This is a genomic window from Pseudomonas sp. IT-P2, assembly GCF_949767575.1.
GTDB lineage: Bacteria > Pseudomonadota > Gammaproteobacteria > Pseudomonadales > Pseudomonadaceae > Aquipseudomonas > Aquipseudomonas pharyngis.
Map to the genome: position 1 here is coordinate 18,798 of NZ_CATKQA010000003.1, position 19,930 is coordinate 38,727.

At 59.6% G+C, this 19,930-nt stretch carries 22 protein-coding genes; 13 read left to right on the top strand and 9 right to left on the bottom strand.

Going from position 1 to position 19,930, the window contains the following annotated elements; all coding sequences use genetic code 11:
• Positions 1–26 precede the first annotated feature (26 nt).
• A complete protein-coding gene (locus ACM6JM_RS02125) occupies positions 27–482 on the top strand; it encodes a thioesterase domain-containing protein (RefSeq protein WP_074689473.1) in 456 nt (151 codons plus the stop codon).
• A 13-nt stretch (positions 483–495) separates the two neighbouring features.
• Here ACM6JM_RS02125 and cysQ read toward each other — a convergent pair whose 3' ends face one another.
• Both cysQ and nudE read right to left on the bottom strand, forming a co-directional pair.
• A complete protein-coding gene (gene cysQ / locus ACM6JM_RS02130; RefSeq protein ID WP_414881306.1) occupies positions 496–1,329 on the bottom strand; it encodes a 3'(2'),5'-bisphosphate nucleotidase CysQ in 834 nt (277 codons plus the stop codon).
• Positions 1,330–1,334: 5 nt separating this feature from the next.
• Complete coding sequence (gene nudE / locus ACM6JM_RS02135; RefSeq protein WP_085667664.1) at positions 1,335–1,901, bottom strand: ADP compounds hydrolase NudE; 567 nt, start codon at positions 1,899–1,901, stop codon at positions 1,335–1,337.
• Between the two features lie 88 nt (positions 1,902–1,989).
• Between nudE and yrfG the strand changes: the two genes are divergently transcribed.
• Positions 1,990–2,652 carry a GMP/IMP nucleotidase gene (gene yrfG, locus ACM6JM_RS02140; RefSeq protein WP_414881241.1) on the top strand — a complete coding sequence of 221 codons (663 nt, stop codon included), beginning with the start codon at positions 1,990–1,992 and terminating at the stop codon, positions 2,650–2,652.
• Between the two features lie 56 nt (positions 2,653–2,708).
• Here the strand turns inward: yrfG and lysM are convergent, their stop codons facing one another.
• Positions 2,709–3,149, bottom strand: a complete 441-nt coding sequence (gene lysM / locus ACM6JM_RS02145) for a peptidoglycan-binding protein LysM (RefSeq protein ID WP_039764611.1) — start codon at positions 3,147–3,149, stop codon at positions 2,709–2,711.
• A gap of 137 nt (positions 3,150–3,286) precedes the next feature.
• Between lysM and ACM6JM_RS02150 the strand changes: the two genes are divergently transcribed.
• The 4 genes from ACM6JM_RS02150 to ACM6JM_RS02165 all read left to right on the top strand — a co-directional run bounded on the left by ACM6JM_RS02150 (position 3,287) and on the right by ACM6JM_RS02165 (position 8,193).
• Positions 3,287–4,174, top strand: coding sequence for a LysR family transcriptional regulator (locus ACM6JM_RS02150; RefSeq protein ID WP_085611192.1), 888 nt, complete (start codon positions 3,287–3,289; stop codon positions 4,172–4,174).
• A gap of 92 nt (positions 4,175–4,266) precedes the next feature.
• The gene (gene fdhD / locus ACM6JM_RS02155) at positions 4,267–5,106 is read left to right on the top strand and encodes a formate dehydrogenase accessory sulfurtransferase FdhD (RefSeq protein WP_163973852.1); all 840 of its coding nucleotides are present in this window, start codon (positions 4,267–4,269) and stop codon (positions 5,104–5,106) included.
• Positions 5,103–7,451 carry an FdhF/YdeP family oxidoreductase gene (locus ACM6JM_RS02160; protein ID WP_103385577.1) on the top strand — a complete coding sequence of 783 codons (2,349 nt, stop codon included), beginning with the start codon at positions 5,103–5,105 and terminating at the stop codon, positions 7,449–7,451. The genes fdhD and ACM6JM_RS02160 overlap by 4 nt, the downstream gene beginning before the upstream one ends.
• Before the next feature lie 262 nt (positions 7,452–7,713).
• On the top strand, positions 7,714–8,193 hold the full coding sequence (locus ACM6JM_RS02165; RefSeq protein WP_011331978.1) for a YMGG-like glycine zipper-containing protein: 480 nt from the start codon (positions 7,714–7,716) through the stop codon (positions 8,191–8,193).
• 65 nt (positions 8,194–8,258) lie between these two features.
• Here the strand turns inward: ACM6JM_RS02165 and ACM6JM_RS02170 are convergent, their stop codons facing one another.
• From ACM6JM_RS02170 to ACM6JM_RS02180, 3 genes are all read right to left on the bottom strand, one after another.
• On the bottom strand, positions 8,259–8,690 hold the full coding sequence (locus tag ACM6JM_RS02170; RefSeq protein ID WP_039764604.1) for an acyl-CoA thioesterase: 432 nt from the start codon (positions 8,688–8,690) through the stop codon (positions 8,259–8,261).
• A 31-nt stretch (positions 8,691–8,721) separates the two neighbouring features.
• Positions 8,722–9,945 carry a 3-hydroxyacyl-CoA dehydrogenase gene (locus ACM6JM_RS02175; RefSeq protein ID WP_085667661.1) on the bottom strand — a complete coding sequence of 408 codons (1,224 nt, stop codon included), beginning with the start codon at positions 9,943–9,945 and terminating at the stop codon, positions 8,722–8,724.
• Between the two features lie 109 nt (positions 9,946–10,054).
• Entirely contained in the window at positions 10,055–11,983 is a 1,929-nt protein-coding gene (locus ACM6JM_RS02180; RefSeq protein WP_414881242.1) for an ATP-dependent DNA helicase RecQ, read from the bottom strand.
• Between the two features lie 234 nt (positions 11,984–12,217).
• Here ACM6JM_RS02180 and ACM6JM_RS02185 point away from each other — a divergent pair, with 234 nt between their 5' ends.
• A complete protein-coding gene (locus ACM6JM_RS02185) occupies positions 12,218–12,352 on the top strand; it encodes a hypothetical protein (RefSeq protein WP_256574501.1) in 135 nt (44 codons plus the stop codon).
• Between the two features lie 17 nt (positions 12,353–12,369).
• Here the strand turns inward: ACM6JM_RS02185 and ACM6JM_RS02190 are convergent, their stop codons facing one another.
• Positions 12,370–12,873: a polysaccharide deacetylase gene (locus tag ACM6JM_RS02190; RefSeq protein WP_085667659.1), complete on the bottom strand. Its 504-nt coding sequence runs from the start codon at positions 12,871–12,873 to the stop codon at positions 12,370–12,372.
• A gap of 304 nt (positions 12,874–13,177) precedes the next feature.
• On the opposite strand from ACM6JM_RS02190, the gene ACM6JM_RS02195 reads away from it, so the two are divergent.
• The 5 genes from ACM6JM_RS02195 (at position 13,178) to ACM6JM_RS02215 (ending at position 16,209) form a co-directional block, all read left to right on the top strand.
• Positions 13,178–13,459: a hypothetical protein gene (locus ACM6JM_RS02195; protein WP_039764597.1), complete on the top strand. Its 282-nt coding sequence runs from the start codon at positions 13,178–13,180 to the stop codon at positions 13,457–13,459.
• Between the two features lie 102 nt (positions 13,460–13,561).
• Entirely contained in the window at positions 13,562–14,689 is a 1,128-nt protein-coding gene (locus ACM6JM_RS02200; protein ID WP_085667658.1) for a hypothetical protein, read from the top strand.
• A 347-nt stretch (positions 14,690–15,036) separates the two neighbouring features.
• Positions 15,037–15,336, top strand: a complete 300-nt coding sequence (locus ACM6JM_RS02205) for a hypothetical protein (protein WP_039764593.1) — start codon at positions 15,037–15,039, stop codon at positions 15,334–15,336.
• Positions 15,337–15,494: 158 nt separating this feature from the next.
• Positions 15,495–15,938: a hypothetical protein gene (locus ACM6JM_RS02210; protein WP_039764743.1), complete on the top strand. Its 444-nt coding sequence runs from the start codon at positions 15,495–15,497 to the stop codon at positions 15,936–15,938.
• 175 nt (positions 15,939–16,113) lie between these two features.
• Positions 16,114–16,209: a type II toxin-antitoxin system RelE/ParE family toxin gene (locus tag ACM6JM_RS02215; RefSeq protein WP_414881307.1), complete on the top strand. Its 96-nt coding sequence runs from the start codon at positions 16,114–16,116 to the stop codon at positions 16,207–16,209.
• A gap of 172 nt (positions 16,210–16,381) precedes the next feature.
• Here the strand turns inward: ACM6JM_RS02215 and ACM6JM_RS02220 are convergent, their stop codons facing one another.
• Both ACM6JM_RS02220 and hslO read right to left on the bottom strand, forming a co-directional pair.
• Complete coding sequence (locus tag ACM6JM_RS02220) at positions 16,382–17,923, bottom strand: phosphoenolpyruvate carboxykinase (RefSeq protein ID WP_007952682.1); 1,542 nt, start codon at positions 17,921–17,923, stop codon at positions 16,382–16,384.
• Positions 17,924–18,104: 181 nt separating this feature from the next.
• Positions 18,105–19,007 carry an Hsp33 family molecular chaperone HslO gene (gene hslO / locus ACM6JM_RS02225; RefSeq protein ID WP_011331968.1) on the bottom strand — a complete coding sequence of 301 codons (903 nt, stop codon included), beginning with the start codon at positions 19,005–19,007 and terminating at the stop codon, positions 18,105–18,107.
• 104 nt (positions 19,008–19,111) lie between these two features.
• Between hslO and ACM6JM_RS02230 the strand changes: the two genes are divergently transcribed.
• Positions 19,112–19,912, top strand: coding sequence for a phosphatase PAP2 family protein (locus ACM6JM_RS02230; RefSeq protein ID WP_064592738.1), 801 nt, complete (start codon positions 19,112–19,114; stop codon positions 19,910–19,912).
• Positions 19,913–19,930: the final 18 nt, after the last annotated feature.

Sequence of the window (19,930 nt, forward strand, 5' to 3'; positions counted from 1 at the left end):
ACTTTTCTGCCGCAAGAGGTCCGGGCATGAAGCACGACAGTCGTTATCTGGAATCCATTCTTCATCACGACATCCCGCTGACCCGGGACATGGGCCTCAAGGTACTCGACTGGCACGAGCAGCAATTGCGCCTGCACCTGCCGCTGGACGCCAACGTCAATCACAAGAGCACCATGTTCGGCGGCAGCCTGTATTGCGGCGCGGTGCTGGCCGGTTGGGGCTGGCTGCATTTGCGTTTGAAAGAGGAAGGCATCGAAGACGGTCACATCGTGATTCAGGAAGGGCAGATCAGCTATCCACTGCCGGTGACCGGTGATGCCATTGCGATCTGCCCGTCACCGAGCGCAGCGCAGTGGAAGAAATTTCTGACGATGTATCAGCGTTACGGACGGGCGCGACTGACGCTGCACACGCGGGTCGTCAATGCCGGGAGCGATGAGGATGCAGTGACGTTCAGCGGGCAGTACGTCCTGCACCGCTGAAAACTGAACACGCTTACGAGCGGGCAAGTTCGAGCAGCTTTGCCCGCCATGCTGCTTTCGCCGGCAACGCCAGGAAGAAACTGTTCAACAAAGATTCCCGAGCTGGATAACAGAACGCTGCGCCACTCAGGTCGAGCACTTCACCGCCCGCCCCTTCCAGAACGCCCTGCGCCGCCGCCGTGTCCCATTGCGAAGTCGGCGCCAGTCGCGGGTAACAATCCGCAGCACCTTCGGCCAGCAGACAGAACTTCAGCGAACTGCCGATGTTGGCCAGTTGCAACTCGCCCAGGCTGGCGCTCAAACCGGCCAGCAGACGTTCCTGCTCCGGGCTCGAATGACGACGGCTGGCGACCACGGTAAACGCTTCGCCCGGCCCCGGTACGTCACGAACCTGAATTGCCACCGGCGTGCCGCCCGTGTCGCCGCGCCAGGCACCGAGCCCCGCTCCGCCGACGTAGAAGCGACCGTTGGTCGGCATCGACACCACACCGAACACCACCCGGCCGTTCTCGATCAGCGCGATGTTGACGGTGAATTCTTCGCTGCCGCTGATGAACTCCTTGGTGCCATCCAGCGGGTCCACCAGCCACCAGCGCTGCCAGCCTGCGCGCACGCTTTGCGGGATGTCGGCGTCCTCCTCGGACAGCACCGGAATGCTCGGGTCCAGCGCCGTCAGGCCCGCCACGATCACATGGTGAGCGGCCATGTCCGCCGCCGTCACCGGCGAATCATCGGACTTGGCGGTGACGGCCACATCGGCACGCCAGAACGGCAGGATCGCCTCACCGGCCCGCAGTGCCAGTTCAACCACCGGCGCCATCAACGGATGGGGAAAATTCATCGGCATCTCACTCATGACTGGAAAAATCCGCGCTGGGTCAGCAGGTCGCGGGTCAGGTACAACGCCGCCAGGGCGCGTCCCTCACTGAAATTCGGATTCTGCGCCAGTGCCGACAGCTGTCGCAGATTGACTTTGTCTACACGCATCGGCTCGGGTTCGTCGCCTTCGAGACGCTCTTCGTACAGGTCGGTGGCCAGCACCACCTGGATTTTCTGGCTCATGTAACCGGGGGACAACGACAATTCGGTCAGATGCTCCAGCTGTCGCGCGCCATAACCGGCTTCTTCCTTGAGCTCGCGCTCGGCGGCGGCCAGCACATCTTCGCCGGGCTCGATCAGGCCTTTGGGCAGCGACAGTTCATATTCGTCGGTACCGCCGCAGTATTCTTCGACCAGCACCGCGTGCTCGGCATCGAGCATTGCCACGATCATCACCGCGCCATAGCCGGCGCCCTTGCCGACCAGTCGCTCGTAGGTGCGTTCCACGCCATTGGAGAAACGCAGCTTCAGCTCTTCGACGCAGAACAGCCGGCTGGTGGCGACGATCTCGCGGGCGAGTACGGTGGGTTTCTGGCGCATGCAAAGCTCCTTGGCGTGAACGCGCTACTATAACGCGGCTTTTCCGATTGTTTGCGTCGGATATCCTTCTACCGCTCGAGACGTTGCCATGCCTTCATTACCGTGGTCCGACATCGATACCGTTCTGCTCGACATGGACGGCACGTTGCTGGACCTGCACTTCGACAATCACTTCTGGCTGGAACACCTGCCGCAGCGCTATGCCGAACTGCATGGCGTGAGCCGGGTCATGGCGGAAATGGAATTGCAGCCGTTGTTCGAGCGCCATGCCGGTCAGCTGCAGTGGTACTGCCTGGACTTTTGGAGCGCCGAACTGAAGCTGTCAGTTTGCGAACTGAAACGGGAAACCGCCCACCTGATCGCCCTGCGCCCGGACGCCGACACCTTTCTGGAAGCGATCAAACGAGCCGGCAAACGCGTGGTGATGATCACCAACGCACACCGCGATTCACTGTCGCTGAAACTGGAACGCATCGAACTGGCGCCGTACTTCGAGCGGCTGATCAGCTCCCACGATTACGGTTTTCCCAAGGAGAACCCGCAATTCTGGGACGCGTTGCAGACCGACATCGACTTCGACCCGGCGCGCAGTCTGTTCATCGACGACACCTTGCCGATCCTGCGCAGTGCACGGAATTTCGGCGTGGCGCATCTGTTGGCCGTGAAGGAACCGGACAGCCGCAAAGGGCCGAAGGACACCGGGGAGTTTGCGGCGGTCGAGGATTATCGGGATTTGATTGCCGGGCTCTGATTGCCGGGCTCTGAAGACTGCAGGAGCCGCCAAAGGCTGCTCCCGCAGGCATGTTGTTACTCGGGAATACGCAGCGTCTGCCCCGGATAAATCTTGTCCGGGTGTGACAGCAGTGGCTTGTTGGCCTCGAAGATCTTGTTGTACTGGTTGGCGTTGCCATACACCGCCAGGGAAATTGCGCTGAGGGTGTCGCCCTTCTTCACGACCACAAAACGCGCCGCCGCCACAACCGGCCCGGTCACGGTGATCTGGTCATCGACGCTGCCGACACCGGCAATGTTGCCCACTGCCAGAAGAATCTTCTCTTTCTCTTCCTGGCTCGCCACTTCACCGGTAACGGTCACCTTGTCCCCGTCCACGGTTGCCTGGACATTCGGATTACCCAACCCGACCTTGCTGATGTGTTCCTTCAATTGCTCGCTGGCATTGGCGTTGCCGGGGGTCAGCAGGTCGAGCAGTTTCTCACCCGCTTCTTTCACAAAGCTCAAAAGACTCATGGCGCACACTCCTTGATTTGGGTTCCAGACGCCCAAGCCTAGACCACCCCGGACAAACCCGGTTCCAAGCCGACCAATGACCCTGCCGTCACTCAAGCGGTAGAATCGCCCACCCCTGCCAGCGCCCCGGAGCGAAGATGGACATCAAGCAGCTGAAATTCCTCATCGCCCTCGACGAAACCCGCCACTTCGGCCAGGCCGCCGCCCGCTGCCACATCACCCAGCCGACCCTGTCGATGCGCCTGCGCAGCCTCGAGGAAGAACTCGACCTGCCACTGGTCAACCGTGGCCAGCGCTTCGAAGGGTTCACCGCGCCGGGGGAACGGGTGCTGGCCTGGGCACGCACGGTACTGGCGGCCTACGACGGCTTGCAGGCGGAAGCGGCGGCCTGTCGCGGCAATCTGATCGGCACCCTGCGCCTGGGCGTGGTGCCGTTGTCGAGTTTCGATGCACTGCCGTTGATGCAACGCCTGCACGCACAACATCCAAACCTGCGCTTCGAACTGTCCTCGCTGAGCTCCGAACAGGTTCTGGAGCAACTGGCGAACAACCGCATCGACATTGGCGTGTCTTACCTGGACCGCCTCGACGGCGAGCGGTTTGAATCCCTGGCCTTCAGCGAAACGCAGATGGGCCTGCTCTACGACCAGCGGTTCTTCAACTTTGGTGAGGCACCGTTGAGTTGGGAATCGCTGATCGAACTGCCCCTGGGCATGCTTACCAGCGGCATGCACTTTCGCCAGTCCATCGACCATAACTTCCACAGTCGTGGCCTGACGCCGCAGCCGTTACTGCAAACCGACGCCGTTCACCAATTGTTGCAAGCGGTGCACGGCGGCTTGTGCTGTGCGGTGATGCCACTGGACGGCGGCCTGGAGAACCTGACCGATCATCTGCGCCTGCAACCCATCGAAAACGCCCAGACCCTCGCCCGACTGGGCCTGATCATGCGTCGCGGGGCACCACGATCGGCGCTGGCCGAAGCCTGTTTCGCGCTTTATCAAAAATCACCCACGGACACTTGATCGACGGCATCTATCGAGGGATCGACACTAGCGATTAGACGCGACATCTTGCCGCGCCTAGTCTTAACGTTGATCAATCCGTCGGTGATGCCATGAACGCCAAGCGCCCGGCCTGCGCGGCGCCTGCTCTCGAAACGCCCGCGCCAGCCGCCAGTCAGACCTACAGCTACAGCGATCTCCCCCTCGCGGAATCGGCCAGCACCGCGCTGGCCGAAGAAGTCGCGTTGGCGATTGCCTACAACGGCATCAGTCAGGCCGTGATGCTGGTGACGCCGACCGACCTTGAAGACTTCATCGTCGGTTTCAGCCTCGGCAGCGGCATCATCGAAGATGCCTCGGACATCTACGACCTGCAATTGACCGGCTCGGGCTCGGCGCAATATGCGCAAGTGACCATTGCCAACCGCGCCTTCTGGAACCTCAAGCAGCAGCGGCGGCAACTGGCCGGCACCAGCGGTTGCGGACTGTGCGGCGTGGAAGCGGTGGAGCAGGCGCTGCCTGACCTCAAGGTCTTGCCCGGTGCACCTTTGCCGCCTGCCGAATGGCTCGATGGTTTGCGTCAGCGTATCGGCGCATTCCAACCGCTGGGTCAGCATTGCGGCGCAGTGCACGCGGCGGTGTTCATGAACGCCAGCGGTAAATTGCTGCTGGGCCGCGAAGACATCGGCCGGCACAACGCCCTCGACAAGCTGATTGGCGGTCTGATCCGGCAAAAGATATCCACAGCCGGCGGCCTGGCAATTGTCACCAGCCGTTGCAGCCTCGAATTGATCCAGAAAGTCCTGCGGGCCGGGATTCAGACCCTGGTCAGCCTGTCCGCGCCCACCGGCCTCGCCGTGCAATGGGCCCGACGCCATAACCTCAATCTCATTCACCTGCCGCAGAAAAACGCGCCGCGGGTGTATAGCCCAGAAATGGAGAAACACCCGTGAGCCAACATCATCAAGCCGACCAGAAACCCGTTCCGCGCTACAAGCCTTACAAGGGCCCGGCCGGTGGCTGGGGCGCCCTGATCAGCGTGGCCCAGGCCTGGCTGACCAGCGACAACGCGCTGAAAAACCTGCGCATGATGCTCAAGACCAACCAGAACGGTGGCTTCGACTGCCCGGGCTGCGCCTGGGGCGACTCGCCGGAAAGCGGCATGGTCAAATTCTGCGAGAACGGCGCCAAAGCGGTGAACTGGGAAGCGACCAAGCGTCGGGTCGACGGCAAGTTCTTCGCCAAACACAGCGTCACCTCGCTGCTGGAACAGAGCGACTACTGGCTTGAATATCAAGGTCGTCTGACCGAACCGCTGGTGTATGACGCCGAAACCGACCGCTACAAACCCATCAGCTGGGACGATGCCTACGCGCTGATCGGCAAACACCTGCAAGCGCTGTCGAGCCCGGATCAGGCCGAGTTCTACACCTCGGGCCGCGCCAGCAACGAAGCGGCGTACCTGTATCAACTGTTCGTGCGCGCCTTCGGCACCAACAACTTCCCCGACTGCTCGAACATGTGCCACGAGGCCAGCGGCGTGGCCCTGGCGCAGAGTGTCGGCGTCGGCAAAGGCACCGTGACCTTCGACGACTTCGAACATGCCGATGCGATTTTTGTCTGGGGCCAGAACCCCGGCACCAACCACCCGCGCATGCTCGAACCGCTGCGTGAAGCAGTGAAGCGCGGTGCCCAGGTGGTGTGCGTCAACCCGCTGAAAGAACGCGGCCTGGAACGCTTCCAGCACCCGCAGCATCCGCTGGAAATGCTCACCAACGGCGACAAGCCGACCAACACCGCGTATTTCCGCCCGGCGCTGGGCGGCGACATGGCGGTGTTGCGCGGCATGGCCAAGTTCCTGCTGCAATGGGAGCGCGATGCGCAGAAGGCTGGCGCACCGGCCGTGTTCGATCACGATTTCCTCAATGAACACAGCATCAACGTGCTCGAGTACCTCGGTGTTGTCGACGACACGCCGTGGGAGCAGATCGTCGAGCAGTCCGGCCTGACCCTGGTGGAGATCGAACAGGCGGCGCGCATGTACGCCAAAGGCAAGAACGTGATCATGTGCTGGGCGATGGGCATCACCCAGCATCGCCACTCGGTGCCGACCATCCAGGAAATCGCCAACCTGATGCTGCTGCGCGGCAACATCGGCAAACCCGGCGCCGGTCTGTGCCCGGTGCGCGGCCACAGTAACGTGCAGGGCGACCGCACCATGGGCATCAACGAACGTCCGCCGGTGGCGTTCCTTGATTCCCTTGAACGCCGCTTCCAGTTCAAGGTGCCACGTCACAACGGGCACAACGTGGTCGAAGCGATTCACGCGATGGCCGAAGGTCGCGCCAAGGTGTTTATCGGTCTGGGCGGCAACTTCGCCCAGGCCACGCCGGACAGCCCGCGCACCTTCCAGGCCCTGAGCAACTGTGACCTGACCGTGCAGATCAGCACCAAGCTCAATCGCAGCCACCTGGCCCACGGCAAGGACGCGCTGATCCTGCCGTGCCTGGGTCGTACCGACATCGATATCCAGACCGAAGGCCCCCAAGCCGTCACCGTGGAAGACTCGTTCAGCATGGTGCACGCCTCCAACGGTCAGTTGCAGCCGCTGTCGAACCAGATGCGCTCCGAGCCGTCGATCATCGCCGGCATCGCCGCCGCGACCCTGGGCAGCAAACCGGTGGACTGGAACTGGCTGGTGGCCGACTACCGGCGCATCCGCGAACTGATCGCCGACACCATTCCGGGCTTCAAGGACTTCAACGAGAAGGTCAAGAACCCGGGTGGTTTCTACCTCGGCAACAGCGCCGGTGCACGCAAGTGGAACACCACGTCCGGTCGGGCCAACTTCAAGCCGAACATGCTGCCCAAGGACCTGATCCACGAGCGCACTCGCGCCACCGGCAAACTGCCGGATCTGATCCTGCAATCGATGCGCTCTCACGATCAGTACAACACCACGATTTATGGTCTCGACGATCGTTATCGCGGGGTGAAGGGACAGCGCGATGTGTTGTTTGCCAACGAAGCCGACATCATCCGTCTGGGCTTCAAGCCGGGACAGAAGGCTGACATCGTATCGCTGTGGGACGATGGTCGCGAGCGCCGGGTGAAGGGCTTCACGCTCTTGGCGTTCGATATTCCTGCAGGGCAGGCAGCGGCTTATTACCCTGAGGTGAATCCGTTGGTGCCGTTGGAGAGCACCGGCGATGGCAGCCATACGCCGACGTCGAAGTTCATTGCCATTCGCCTGGAAGCGGCGAGTGAAACGGGGTTGATCATGGCCAAGTCGGCCTGATACGGCGCCTGCTCGCGAAAAGCGGCAGCCGATTCAATGATCCTTTCCTGCACGAGCACTTTTCGAACGCCCACAAAAAAGGCCGCTTTGTGATCAAAGCGGCCTGTCCGAAGTAGTTAAAGACCGGCGAAAAACCGTTAAGTTCCGCCCAAAAATCAGCAACTTGCAGAATTGTATACAGGTCGTGCTATTCGTCGGATTTCGATTGTCACGCCCATTGCAGAGCCTCAGGATCGCGCCGTCATCCCTTTGAGGCTCCTCTATGAAGTTCTCCTCGATTCTCTTGTTGTCCCTTGGCCTGGTCAGTGGCTTCGCTTCTGCCGGAGGCACCACCGAAGCAGGTGTGGGCGGCGCATTGGGCGGGGTTCTTGGCTCGGTCGTCGGTCAATCGTTAGGCGGCAGTACAGGTTCAACCATCGGCGCAGCCCTGGGCGGCGCGGGTGGTAGTGCGGTGGGCGCCGACAAGCGCAGCCGTGGTGAAGCAGCCATTGGCGGTGCGCTGGGCGCAGCCGGCGGCAACGTGGTCGGCCGCAGCATGGGCGGCACCACCGGCAGCCTGATCGGCGCAGCAGCCGGCGGCGGCGCGGGTGGCGCGCTGGGCAACTACATGGGCAACAAGAGCGATGACGATGATCGTCATTACGATCGTCGCCATGATGATCGTCGCTACTACCGTGACCGTCACCCAGGTCGTGGCCATGCCTATGGCCATCGCAAGCATCACCGCTACTATCGCGACTGAGGCCTGGCCTCTTTAGCCGATACATCCAGATCGCAGCTCCCCCGGGCTGCGATTTTTTTTGCCTGTCACATCGCCAGACGTTCCAGCGCTTCGCGCAATCGGGTTGGAATCGACACCGGCTGATTGGACGCCCGATCGACAAACACATGCACGAAGCGCCCGGCGGCACAGGCCTCGTCTTCTTCGGCCTTGAACACCGCCAGCTCGTATTGCACCGAACTATTACCCAGCTTGCCTACCCGCAAGCCGATCTCGATTCGATCCGGAAAAGCGATCGACGCGAAGTAGTCGCAGGACGAACTCACCACAAACCCCACCACCTCGCCGTCATGGATATCCAGCCCCCCGACCTGAATCAGGTAGGTGTTCACCGCCGTGTCGAAGAAACTGTAATAGGTGACGTTGTTGACGTGGCCGTAGGCGTCGTTGTCGTGCCAGCGCGTGGTGATCGGCTGGAAGTGCGGGTAATCGCTGCGTTGCGGCATCGGGTTGGACATCAGTGTCGATTCCTGGAGTGATCTGCTCAGTCTAAAGATAAAAACCCTTGCCGCGCGCCGCCAGCTCGCCAATCAATGGCGCCGGCCGCCAGTGATCGCCCTGCCGGGTCTCCAGCGCCAGCAATCGCTTGTGAATGTCGGCCAGACCCTGATCATCCGCCCAGGCCATCGGCCCGCCCCGCTCCGCCGGGAAGCCATAGCCATTCAGATAGACCTGATCGATGTCATGCGCCGACTCGGCAATCCCTTCCTGCAGGATCTTCGCCCCTTCGTTGACCAACGCCAGCAGGCACCGCTCGAGGATCTCCTCCGAGCCAATATCCCGGCGATGAAACCCCAAGCCTTCGCTGACGCTCAAAACCAGCGCATCGACCTCGGGATCATGCTCGGCCTGACGACTGCCCGGCTCGTAGTGGTAATAACCGTTGCCGGACTTCTGACCGAAGCGACCCAGTTCGCACAAACGGTTATCCACCTGAACCTCGGGTGCATCCTGCCCCTTGCCCGCCAGTTCACGGGCACGCCACTCGAGATCGATGCCGACCACGTCGTACATGCGAAACGGCCCCATGGCAAAACCGAAGCTCTGCAACGCCGCATCGACCTGATGCGGGTACGCCCCTTCGAGCAACATCTTGCGCGCTTCGAGCACATACGGATGCAGCATGCGGTTTCCGATAAAACCGTGGCAGTTGCCCGACACCACACTGACCTTGCCCATGCGCTTGCCCAGCTCAAGCGCAGCCTCAAGCACAGCCGGAGAAGTTTGTGCGCCACGGACGATTTCCAGCAACTTCATGATGTGCGCCGGGCTGAAGAAATGCAGGCCTAGCACTTGAGTCGGTCGCCGTGTCGCGGCGGCAATGGCGTCGATATCCAGCGCCGAAGTATTGCTCGCCAGCAGCGCCTCGGGTTTCAACACGCCATCGAGCTCGCGGAAGATCTTCTGCTTGAGCTCGAGGTTCTCGTACACCGCTTCGATCACCAGGTCGACGTTGCGGATTGCCACATAGTCCGCCGCCGCGCTGACACGGGCAATCCGCGCATCGGCTTCGGCCTGATCGATCCGGCCCTGTCGCACGTTGTGCGCGTAGGTATCGGCCACGGTGGACAGCGCCTGTTCGAGCATCTGTGGATTGTTATCGACCCACTGCACTGATACGCCGGCGTTGGCCAGGCACATGACAATGCCGCGGCCCATGGTGCCGGCGCCGATCACGGCGGCCTGCTGAATAGCGAAGGATGTCTGGCTCATGTTGTTCTCTTGTTGGCGATCCGAAGACAGCCATCACCATAGTCAGCCACCGGGCATTTTTGAAGTTCATTGCCGTGATGATCGACATTCAGCAGATGGATTCGGAACTTCAAAGATGCGTCTGAGCCCAGGCCCGGACCTCGGCGTAGGGATATTCCTCAAGCGCCGCAAACCCGGAAATGGCCCGCGCCTTGAGCTTGGTAAACAACGGCACGCTGATTCCGCACAGAAACCGGGTCAATCGCTCGGCCGACGGAGCACTGCCGGTCAGTTGTTGATGCCTATGGATAAATTCCCCACACAACGCCGCAAAACTTTTATCCACAAGCGCCGGCAATTCCGGAGGCGCCGGGAGCCGGGCGATGTGCCCGTGACACACCGAGCAATGGCCGCACTGCTGCGGCGCATTGTGATCGCCAAAATATTCCGCCAGCCGATATCCGAGGCATCGCTCGGTGGCGAACAGCTCGAGCATGGCGTGAATCCGCGCCACTTCGGTTTGTTCATGGCGGGTGAAATAGTCATGCAGTTCAGCGCTCAAGGCCTGGCTGTCGAAATCGCCGCGCAGGACGTTGTAGACCTCGGTCATCTGCTTGCTCTCAAGCTCGACCCAGCCCTTTTCCTGGAAATAATCCAGCGCCTTCACCACGCGGTTGCGCTCGGCGGAATACTGCTCGTACATCGCCTCGAAATTCACCGTGGCCCAGGTACGCGCGCGGCTTGAGGTCTGGATGATCGCGGCGACGAAATCCCTGCGTTCACCTTCGAAACGCTCGAGCAAAGCCTCGGGCTCCAGCAGGTATTTGAAACGGTACTCGGCGTAGTACGCGTAGCGCGGGGCAATCAGTCCTCGCAGCTCCAACTGCACCAACAACGTCTTCAAAGGCAACGCGCGAATGTTGCTCTGATCCGCCAGCGGCCCGAGCAGAAATTCCCATTGGCCTTCGGGCGCGGCGGCCTGCAACTCGTCGAGCACGTGACGAATGCTCTCCTGTTCCGGCGTGTCGCCATACACGAAGTTTTCCAGCACGTTGAGGCTGTCGCGGTTGGCCAGTACCAGACAATCAGACGGTTGCCCGTCACGCCCTGCACGGCCGATTTCCTGGCTGTAGTTTTCGATGGATTTGGGCAGGTCGAAATGCACCACATTGCGGATGTCGCTCTTGTCGATGCCCATGCCGAAGGCGATGGTGGCGACGATGCAATCGGACTGCCCGCCCATGAAGCGCTTCTGGATCGCGTCCCGTTGCTCATGGGGCAAACCGGCGTGATAAGCCTCGGCCTGAATGCCATTGCGCTCCAGATGTTCGGCAATCTGCTCGGCGGTTTTCTGCAGGGTCACGTAGACGATGCTCGGCTGACCTGCGCGCTCGTTCATCCACTCCACCAGACGCCGGCGCTTGTCCTGCCCACGCACCGGCTCGACCAGCAGATTGAGGTTGGGCCGGTAGAAACCGGTGGTCACCACATCGTCTGCCGCGATGGCGAATTTCGCTTGCATGTCGGCGATGACTTTTGGCGTTGCAGTGGCGGTCAGCAGCAGGGTTTGCGGGATGTTGAACTGGCGCTGGTAGTCCGGCAGCTTGAGGTAGTCGGGGCGGAAGTTGTGGCCCCACTCGGAGATGCAGTGCGCCTCATCCACCACCAGCAGCGAGATCGGAACCTGCTGCAAAAAGTTGCGAAAGCGCTCGTTCTTCAAACGCTCCACGGAAATCATCAGGATCTTCAGCTCACCCGAACGGGCGCGGGCCATCACGTCGTTGGCATCTTCGCGGCTCTGCGCCGAATCGATGCTGCCTGCGGATATCCCGTGCCGGCGCAAGAACTCGAGCTGATCCTGCATCAGCGCCAGCAACGGTGAGACCACCAGCGTCAGGTGTGGCAGCAAGAGTGCCGGGACCTGGTAACAAAGGGACTTTCCGGAGCCGGTGGGAAATATCGCGGCCGCCGAGCGCCCAGCGAGAACAGCGCTGATCGCGGCCTCCTGACCGGGTCGAAACTGTGGATAACCGAAAACCTGTTCCAGGGTGTTGTGCATTCGCTGTCACTCCGTTGACCGCTGTGATGCCAACAGCCTAGCGGGCGATCGCAGCGCGTCGAGAATAGGTCGGGGGTCAAATCGATACGGGATGATACAGCGTCGACGGCTCGGTCAAGGGATCAAACAAATGAAACACTTTGTTCATCGCCGTGTGAAGCGACCCGAGGGTAATGTCCGTCACGCCTTGAGCCAGGACGGCCCATGCGCATGGATTTTTACCAAGGAGTGAACATGTCGAACAACTTGAAACTGCCCCTCGCCCTGATCTTGGCCTCCCTGCTGCTGGGAGGCTGCACACCCTCTCCCGAAGACTTTCCGCCGATCCTGGCCAGCGCCGTGACCGTCACCGCAGCGCCCTCGACTTAACCCCCACAAGCGCTGTGTCAGGGCCGCAATACGGCTACCCGCAATTGCTCATCCAGGACCCGTTCATGCACATCGAGGCTCTGGCTCGCCCATCGTGCATGAGCCGGGCTGATATCGCCGGTGAAGGCTGCCGCCAGTTGACGCAAGTCGGCAACGCTGCGCACCCGGGGGCAAAATGCTTTCTCGTCGCAGTGAGTGCTGGCATTGCGGTAGGTGTTGAGCAAGCGATCCCACAGACCGTCGCGCACTTGTCTGATCGACTTGAGCTGTATTTGCTGCACGCCCAGTCGTTGCGTGAGTCCCGGTTCATCCAGGGCTTCGCTCGCCAGCAGAGCCTTGCCGAAAACCAGCACCTCAGCGCGGGCAGCTGTGTCGATGTCAGCCTGAGTGGCGAGCGCGTCGGGCCAACCGGTGCGCTCCAGGTTGGCAAGCACCAACCCATTGCCCATGTCGGAGGCCAACGCCAAACGACAGCCACTCACCCACAGCAAAACGATCGAGGCCATTCGTAGCCACTGCATACCTAATTCCCTTTAAGTCTGTGTCGGACGTTTGGAAACGCCCTACGGATTCTGGCGCGCACCATACAGAGGTTTACTTTGAAACGCCTGATAATCACGTCGGAAAATTCGCTAATAAGGGTTTGGCTTTGAAAAACCGAAAAAACATGTAGGGCAAATGCCCATATCGTGGAAAAAACCCTTACGAAATCTGTCCATTGCGGCCGTCTTGTCCCTGCGGTCAGCCCCCTTCTATAGTGGCTGGCGCGACTGAAAACTCTGTGTCGGCTCACCGAAGCGACTTCGTAAGGGACACACCTTGATCATGAATATGTACAAACCGCTGAATACCCGTTTTCGCCCTCTCAAGACTTGCGACATTGAAAAACCGGTATTGGTTATCGACACCGAAGCAAAACCGGGCGACCTGCTCAATGCCGCCGATCAACGTCTGCGCGCCGCCAGCGATCTGCTGGAAACTCTTTACTGCTTGTGTTTCAAACAGGCCGATGTGAAAGATATTCCCAACATCGTCAATGCGCTTTATTTATTGACGCAAGACGGTTGTGACTTGCTGGAAGTTGCCAGACAACAAATAAATAACTAATACTGCCAGCCACACTTACAAAGTTCGCAACAACCCATCGCTTCCATTACAACAAAAACCGGAACTAGTCTGTCTGTTCTTACATCAACCAAGAGTAATAACATGACAACTCTGACTATTTTCTTCTGCGGTACAGGTTCGACAAAGTTTGATAATGCACACGTTAACTATTGGAATGGGGAATTGGTGTCCACACTGGCCTCTCACCACAACGGGCGCGAGTTCGCCGACTGGATCGTGGTCGACGGCCCCGGCACCAGCAACCTGCAAGCCGATGAACTGTTCACCCAATCCAAGGACTACGGCCTCAGTGGCACCTTGTTCGGCAAGGGCTGGGAGGAAAACGTCCAGCACGCGATGAACATCATCAAAGGCCAATGTGACTGGCAGCGCGAACAACTGACCGAAGCGGAATACAACCGCCTCAAAGCCGCCGGCATTCCGATTGAAGATGTAAAAGTCGAAGGTTCCTGGCTGTGGCGTAAATATAACTATGGCGATCGCAGCGTCACGCAACAGAAGTTACAGGAGCAAATTATCAAAACCTTTCGCAAGGACGGTGTTATTCCAACAAAAGTCAATCTGGTGGGCTGGAGCCGCGGCGGTATCAGTTGTCATATGCTGGCCAATGCCATGTTCAACGACAGTGCACTGAAAAACATTCCAGTGAATATCTTTGCTATCGACCCGGTGCCGGGCATCGGTAACTTTCAGGAACACCGGGTAAAGCTCAATAGCAACGTAAAAGAATATGTGGGTTTCTATGCGCGGGATGAGCGCTCCAAGGGTTTCAGTTGCGTCATTCCACAAACCGCGACCGGCACCAAGACCAGCATCTTCCCCATGCCCGGCCGTCACGCCACCCTGGTCGGCAACGCCTCCGCCGACGGCAACAGTGGTCCAAAAGTGCTGGCCGAACCCGGCCTCATCGTCCGTCACTTTGCCGAGGTCTGCCTGAAACGCTGGGGCACCGTCCTCGACAAAAACCTCAACCTCACCGATGCCGACCTTCGCAACCACACTGCCGCCATCGTCAACGCGGCAGCGAAATACAAGGCCATGGAAAAGTGTTCCTACACCTGGTTCACCGAACTGGATCAAGGCGAACGCTACGTATCGCTGGGCAGCAAAGGCGTGCCGTTCTCGACGGTGAAAGGCGGGATCTACACCCCGGCGACCGGGTTGACGACGAGTGTGCTGGATGTTGAGGCGTATCGGGCGATTCGTTGAAAACCGTGATTGATCTGTAGGAACGGCCTGCCCGAATCTGCATCCCGTTCCTACACGCGGCGGCGCCTTGTCTTCTATCGGCGCCAGTGGGCCGAAACCTATAGTTGTGACTGTCGCTGCCAATTCAGCGACTCGGGCTTGGTCACCCGAATGGAACATGCATTCGCGTCCGCTGTATGCTGCCGGCACTCAATTGCCAGCAGCGTTATGGTGGCTGTGTTTGGGACGCTTCCGAGCGTGCCGGGTATGTGCATGATCCTCACCGGTTGACCAACCCGAACACAGTCGCCTCCAGTCGCTTGGTCACGATGTGGTGGCTTCATTCGAAGCAATTGAGGATCTAAAAAATGAAATCATGGAACGAGCTCCACTCCAATCGCTACCGCCCACTCGACTCCAACCTCACCGACACCAAGCCCCTCGTCATCGACACCGAAGCCAACCCGCAAGACATCCTCGAATGCGCCGTCCAGCGCCTGCGCGCATCAAGCGACCTGCTGCAAACCCTCTACTGCCTCTGCTTCAAACACGCCGATGTCGAAGACATCCCGCACATCACCCACGCGCTCTACCTTCTCACCAAAGACGGCTATGACCTGCTCCAGGTCGCCCAGCAACGAATGCTCAACTGGAAAGCGCCGGCCTGACGGACTCCTCGGGCAGGCGTGTTCATGGCTAGAACTGCCTGCCTCTATCTCGAACACTGACGCTGACATCTCCGGCGCAAAACTTAAGGATCAGAATTTTGCAAACTATTATTGATTGCGTACGATGGGAGCCATTGTTCAACCAAGGGCTTGCCTTCATGACCACTGAAACCATTGATCACAGCACTCTCACGCGGCTGTTTGAGAACGGTTCGATCAGTAGCGCACATATCGTCGCCAAACCGGGTGGCTGGTCGATTCAGATTCAGCAAGGAAGCAAAGAATACTCACTGACCGCACAACGCAGTGGCCAGGTACGTCTGTTCAAGCGGCTTGAAACACTGGTGACCTACCTGCAAGGAGTGGGCATCAATCACTTCGATGTGGACGCCTCCAGTTATGACCCTCTTCAGATAAAAACCTATGCCCGCCCTGATCGCGCCGAAGCGATGAAACAAGCTCATGAAGCAGCTGCGTATGAAGAATGGGTCAAGCAACAGGTACAAATCAGCATTGATGACCCAAGACCCAGCGTCAGCGATGAAGACGCTCGCAGGATATTTGCCGCCAAACGGGATGCCCTTCGTCAGCGAGCACGTTGATGAGGTTGGTCTGGCGCCAAGAAGCGCTGGATGACCGAGACAACATCATGGAGCGTATCGGCCAGGAAAATCCCGCTGCAGCGATTGAACTTGATGAGGCTTTCGAACTGAAAGGAGAAAGCGCTCGGCAGCACCCAGCCTGTACCGAAAAGGTATCGCGGGAGGTACCCGCGAAATCGTCGTCACTCCAAACTACGTCATCATCTACACAGTCAAAGTTGATGTTGTGGAAGTGCTACGAGTGCTGCATACCAGACGGCAATGGCCATGATGGCTGGAGGGAAAATGCTTAGGAGTTCGCGGCTCCTTAAGTAGCATTATTCTGGCTGTTTAACGCGGATTCTGCGGGAATAATGGCAGTTGATCTGACAATGAAGTCCAACCCGTCACCCACAAAAAAGCCGCCCTCAACAGGCGGCTTTTTCATTCACCAGAACTAAGTCTTACAACTTAGGCCCGGCAGCCTTGATCGCGTCGCTCACTTCGAACTTCTTGAAGTTCTCGATGAACAGACCGGCCAGTGCTTTGGCAGCTTCGTCGTATGCAGCCTTGTCAGCCCAGGTGTTGCGTGGGTTGAGCAGGTTGGTTTCGACGCCCGGTACGGCCAGTGGCACGTCCAGGTTGATGGTGTCCAGGTGCTCGGTAGCTGCACCGATCAGCGCGCCGCTCTGGATCGCTGCGATCACCGCGCGGGTGGTCGGGATGTTGAAGCGTTTGCCGACGCCGTAGCCGCCACCGGTCCAGCCGGTGTTGACCAGGTAGACCTTGGAGCCGAAGCCGCGGATGCGCTTGATCAGCAGTTCAGCGTATTCGCCGGCCGGACGCGGGAAGAACGGTGCGCCGAAGCAGGTGGAGAAGGTCGACTTGATGCCGCTGCCCGAACCCATTTCGGTCGAGCCCACCAGTGCGGTGTAGCCGGACAGGAAGTGGTAGGCCGCTTGTTCTTCGTTGAGGATCGACACTGGCGGCAGCACGCCGGTCAGGTCGCAGGTCAGGAAGATCACAGCGTTCGGCTCGCCGCCCAGGTTCTTCTCGGAACGCTTGGCAACGTGCTCCAGCGGGTAGGCCGCGCGGCTGTTCTGGGTCAGGCTGACATCGGCGTAGTCGGCGTGCTTGGCATCGTCGATCACGACGTTTTCCAGCACCGCGCCGTGCTTGATGGCTTTCCAGATGACCGGCTCGTTCTTCTCGGACAAGTCGATGCACTTGGCGTAGCAGCCGCCTTCGATGTTGAAGACAACGCCTTCGCCCCAGCCGTGTTCGTCGTCACCGATCAGGTAACGGCTTTCGTCGGCAGACAGGGTGGTCTTGCCGGTGCCCGACAGACCGAAGAACAGGGTCACGTCGCCTTCTTCGCCGATGTTGGCAGCGCAGTGCATTGGCAGCACGTCAGCGGCCGGCAGCAGGAAGTTCTGCACGGAGAACATGGCTTTCTTCATTTCACCGGCGTAACGCATGCCGGCGATCAGCACTTTCTTCTGGGCGAAGTTGATGATCACGCAACCATCGGAGTTGGTGCCGTCACGCTCAGGCACGCACTCGAAGTTGGCGACGTTCAGCACTTGCCACTCTTCGCGACCGGCCGGGTTGTACTGAGCCGGGTTGATGAACAGGCAACGACCAAACAGGTTCTGCCAGGCAGTCTGGGTGGTCATTTTCACGGCCAGGTAGTGATCTTCGGCCGCGCCTACATGCACGTGGGAAACGAAATGCTCTTGCGCGTTGTTGAATGCTTCAACACGAGCCCACAGCGCGTCGAATTTGTCGGCCGGGAACTTGCGGTTGATCGGGCCCCAGGCGATGGCAGCCTGGGTGGAAGGCTCTTCAACGATGAAACGGTCGACTGGCGAACGGCCGGTGCGGTGACCGGTGCGAACAACCAGAGCGCCGGTATCGGCAAGCTCGCCTTCACCGCGGTTCAGGGCTTCTTTTACCAGATCATCAACACTCAGATCGGTGTACACGGCGTTATTGGCTTGCGTCATGAGGTTCCCCGTCGGCCAGTGGCCGAGTGTGCTCCAAACGTTTTGTAGTAGAAAGTCGTGCACTACTACCGCGAAAAAAGTGGGCCGGATTATGCCAGAAAAGCCCAAAAAGAGTAGGGCCCTCCCGTCGTAACGGCGTAATTCCGTCGTTGAGCAGTGAATTTACCTGCGCTGAACCGTTTTAGTGCCGGGTATCTGACGGCGTCTCGACGCCCGCGCCAGCGAACAATTGAGCGATATCTGCCGCGTCGAACAGGTAGCGCTGGTTGCAGAACTGGCAATCGATCTCGACTTGGCCACCTTGCTCGGCCACCAGCGCCTGCGCATCTTCCAGACCCAGGCTGACCAGTGCGTTACCCGAACGCTCGCGGGAGCAGCTGCAGTGGAAGCGCAGCTTCTGCACATCGAACAGACGAACCTGCTCCTCATGGTAGAGGCGGTGCAGAACCGTTTCGTTGTCCAGGCTCAACAGTTCATCAGCGGTCAAGGTGTTGCCCAGCGCGGTGATGTGCTGCCAGCTGGCGGCGCGTTCTTCTTCGTCTTTCAGGCGATCGGCCGGCAGTTGCTGCAGCAGCAGACCACGGGCACGACGGCCGTCGGCGCACAGCTTGAAGCGAGTGCCGACCTGCTGGGACATGACGAAATAGTTGGTGAAGCAGTCGGACAGGGTTTCGCCGTCGAGGTCGACGATGCCCTGGTAGCGCTGGCCGGCGATCGGGTCAACGGTCAAGGCCAGGACACCGTTCGGCATCAGGTCGCCGAGGGTTGCGTCGGCCGGGATCTGCTCGGCGTGGTAGCGCGCCAGGCCACGGATTTCTCGCTCGCTGGAGCATTCGATCATCAATAGCGGGATCGGGCCTTCGGAACGGGCCTGAAGAATCAGCAAGCCATCGAATTTCAGGGTGCCCACCAGCAACGAGGCGGCGGCCATCAGTTCACCCAGCAATTGCGCAACCGGTTCCGGGTACGGGTGCTTGGCGAGCACTTCGGCGTAGCTGCGCTCCAGCGACACCAGTTCGCCGCGCGTGTCGCTGTCATCGAAGATGAAGCGTTGGGTGTAATCGGTATCGAGGAAATCGGTCATAGGTCTGGGTATCTGAATGTGATGACAAAATGGTTACAAAGAATGAAAATCCCGCGCTTCTGGCATCCTTTTTGATGCCGATGTTCAGCCACGGGAGGCATTTTATGAACAATCCGGGTTTGTTCCAATCAAGGTGGAACCTCGGCCGGCTGGTTCTGTGCAACGTTGTGCCATTGGCACTACTGGCTTTCTGGTTATGGCCTACAGGTCAGATGCTGTGTGTGATTTTCGACGAGTGGCTGTTCCGCTCACTCAACGCACCGCTGGCCAGCAACCCCATATGGCTCCACATCTGGGCAATTGCAAGTCTGCGACCGTTCGACATCGTCGTCGGCCTGATTCTGCTGACGCTGCTGATCAAGGGCGACTGGGTGTTCAGGGCGATTGACGTGCGCCGCGCCTTTTTCGGTTTTTTCTCGATCCTGCTGCTGATGGTGGTGATCCGCGCGCTGTTTTCCAAGTTCTCCGATCACATGGGCTGGCAGCACAGCAGCCCGTCGATGGTGCTCGAAGGTGCCGTGCATATCAGCGATTACTTCCCGCATCTGGAGAAGACCTGGGAGCTGAAGGATCGCTCGAGCCAGAGCTTCCCCGGTGACCACGCCTCGGTGCTGCTGATCTGGGCGCTGTTCATGGGCGTGTTCAGCCGTACGGCTGGTCAGTTTCTGGTGATCTGGGGCCTGGCACTGCTGTTCATGTTGCCGCGTCTGGTCGCCGGTGCTCATTGGGGCCAGGACGATTACATCGGCGGCATGCTGCTGGCGGTGTGGGCACTGGGCTGGGGTTACTACACGCCGTTTGCTTATCACGCGGCGAACTTCTGGTTGAAGGTCACGGCACCGGTTTTCCGGCTGCTGGGCAAACTGCCGGTGGTTTCGCGGATGAGTGTGGTGTCCGCGCAATAATCGAACATTGCTGAACAA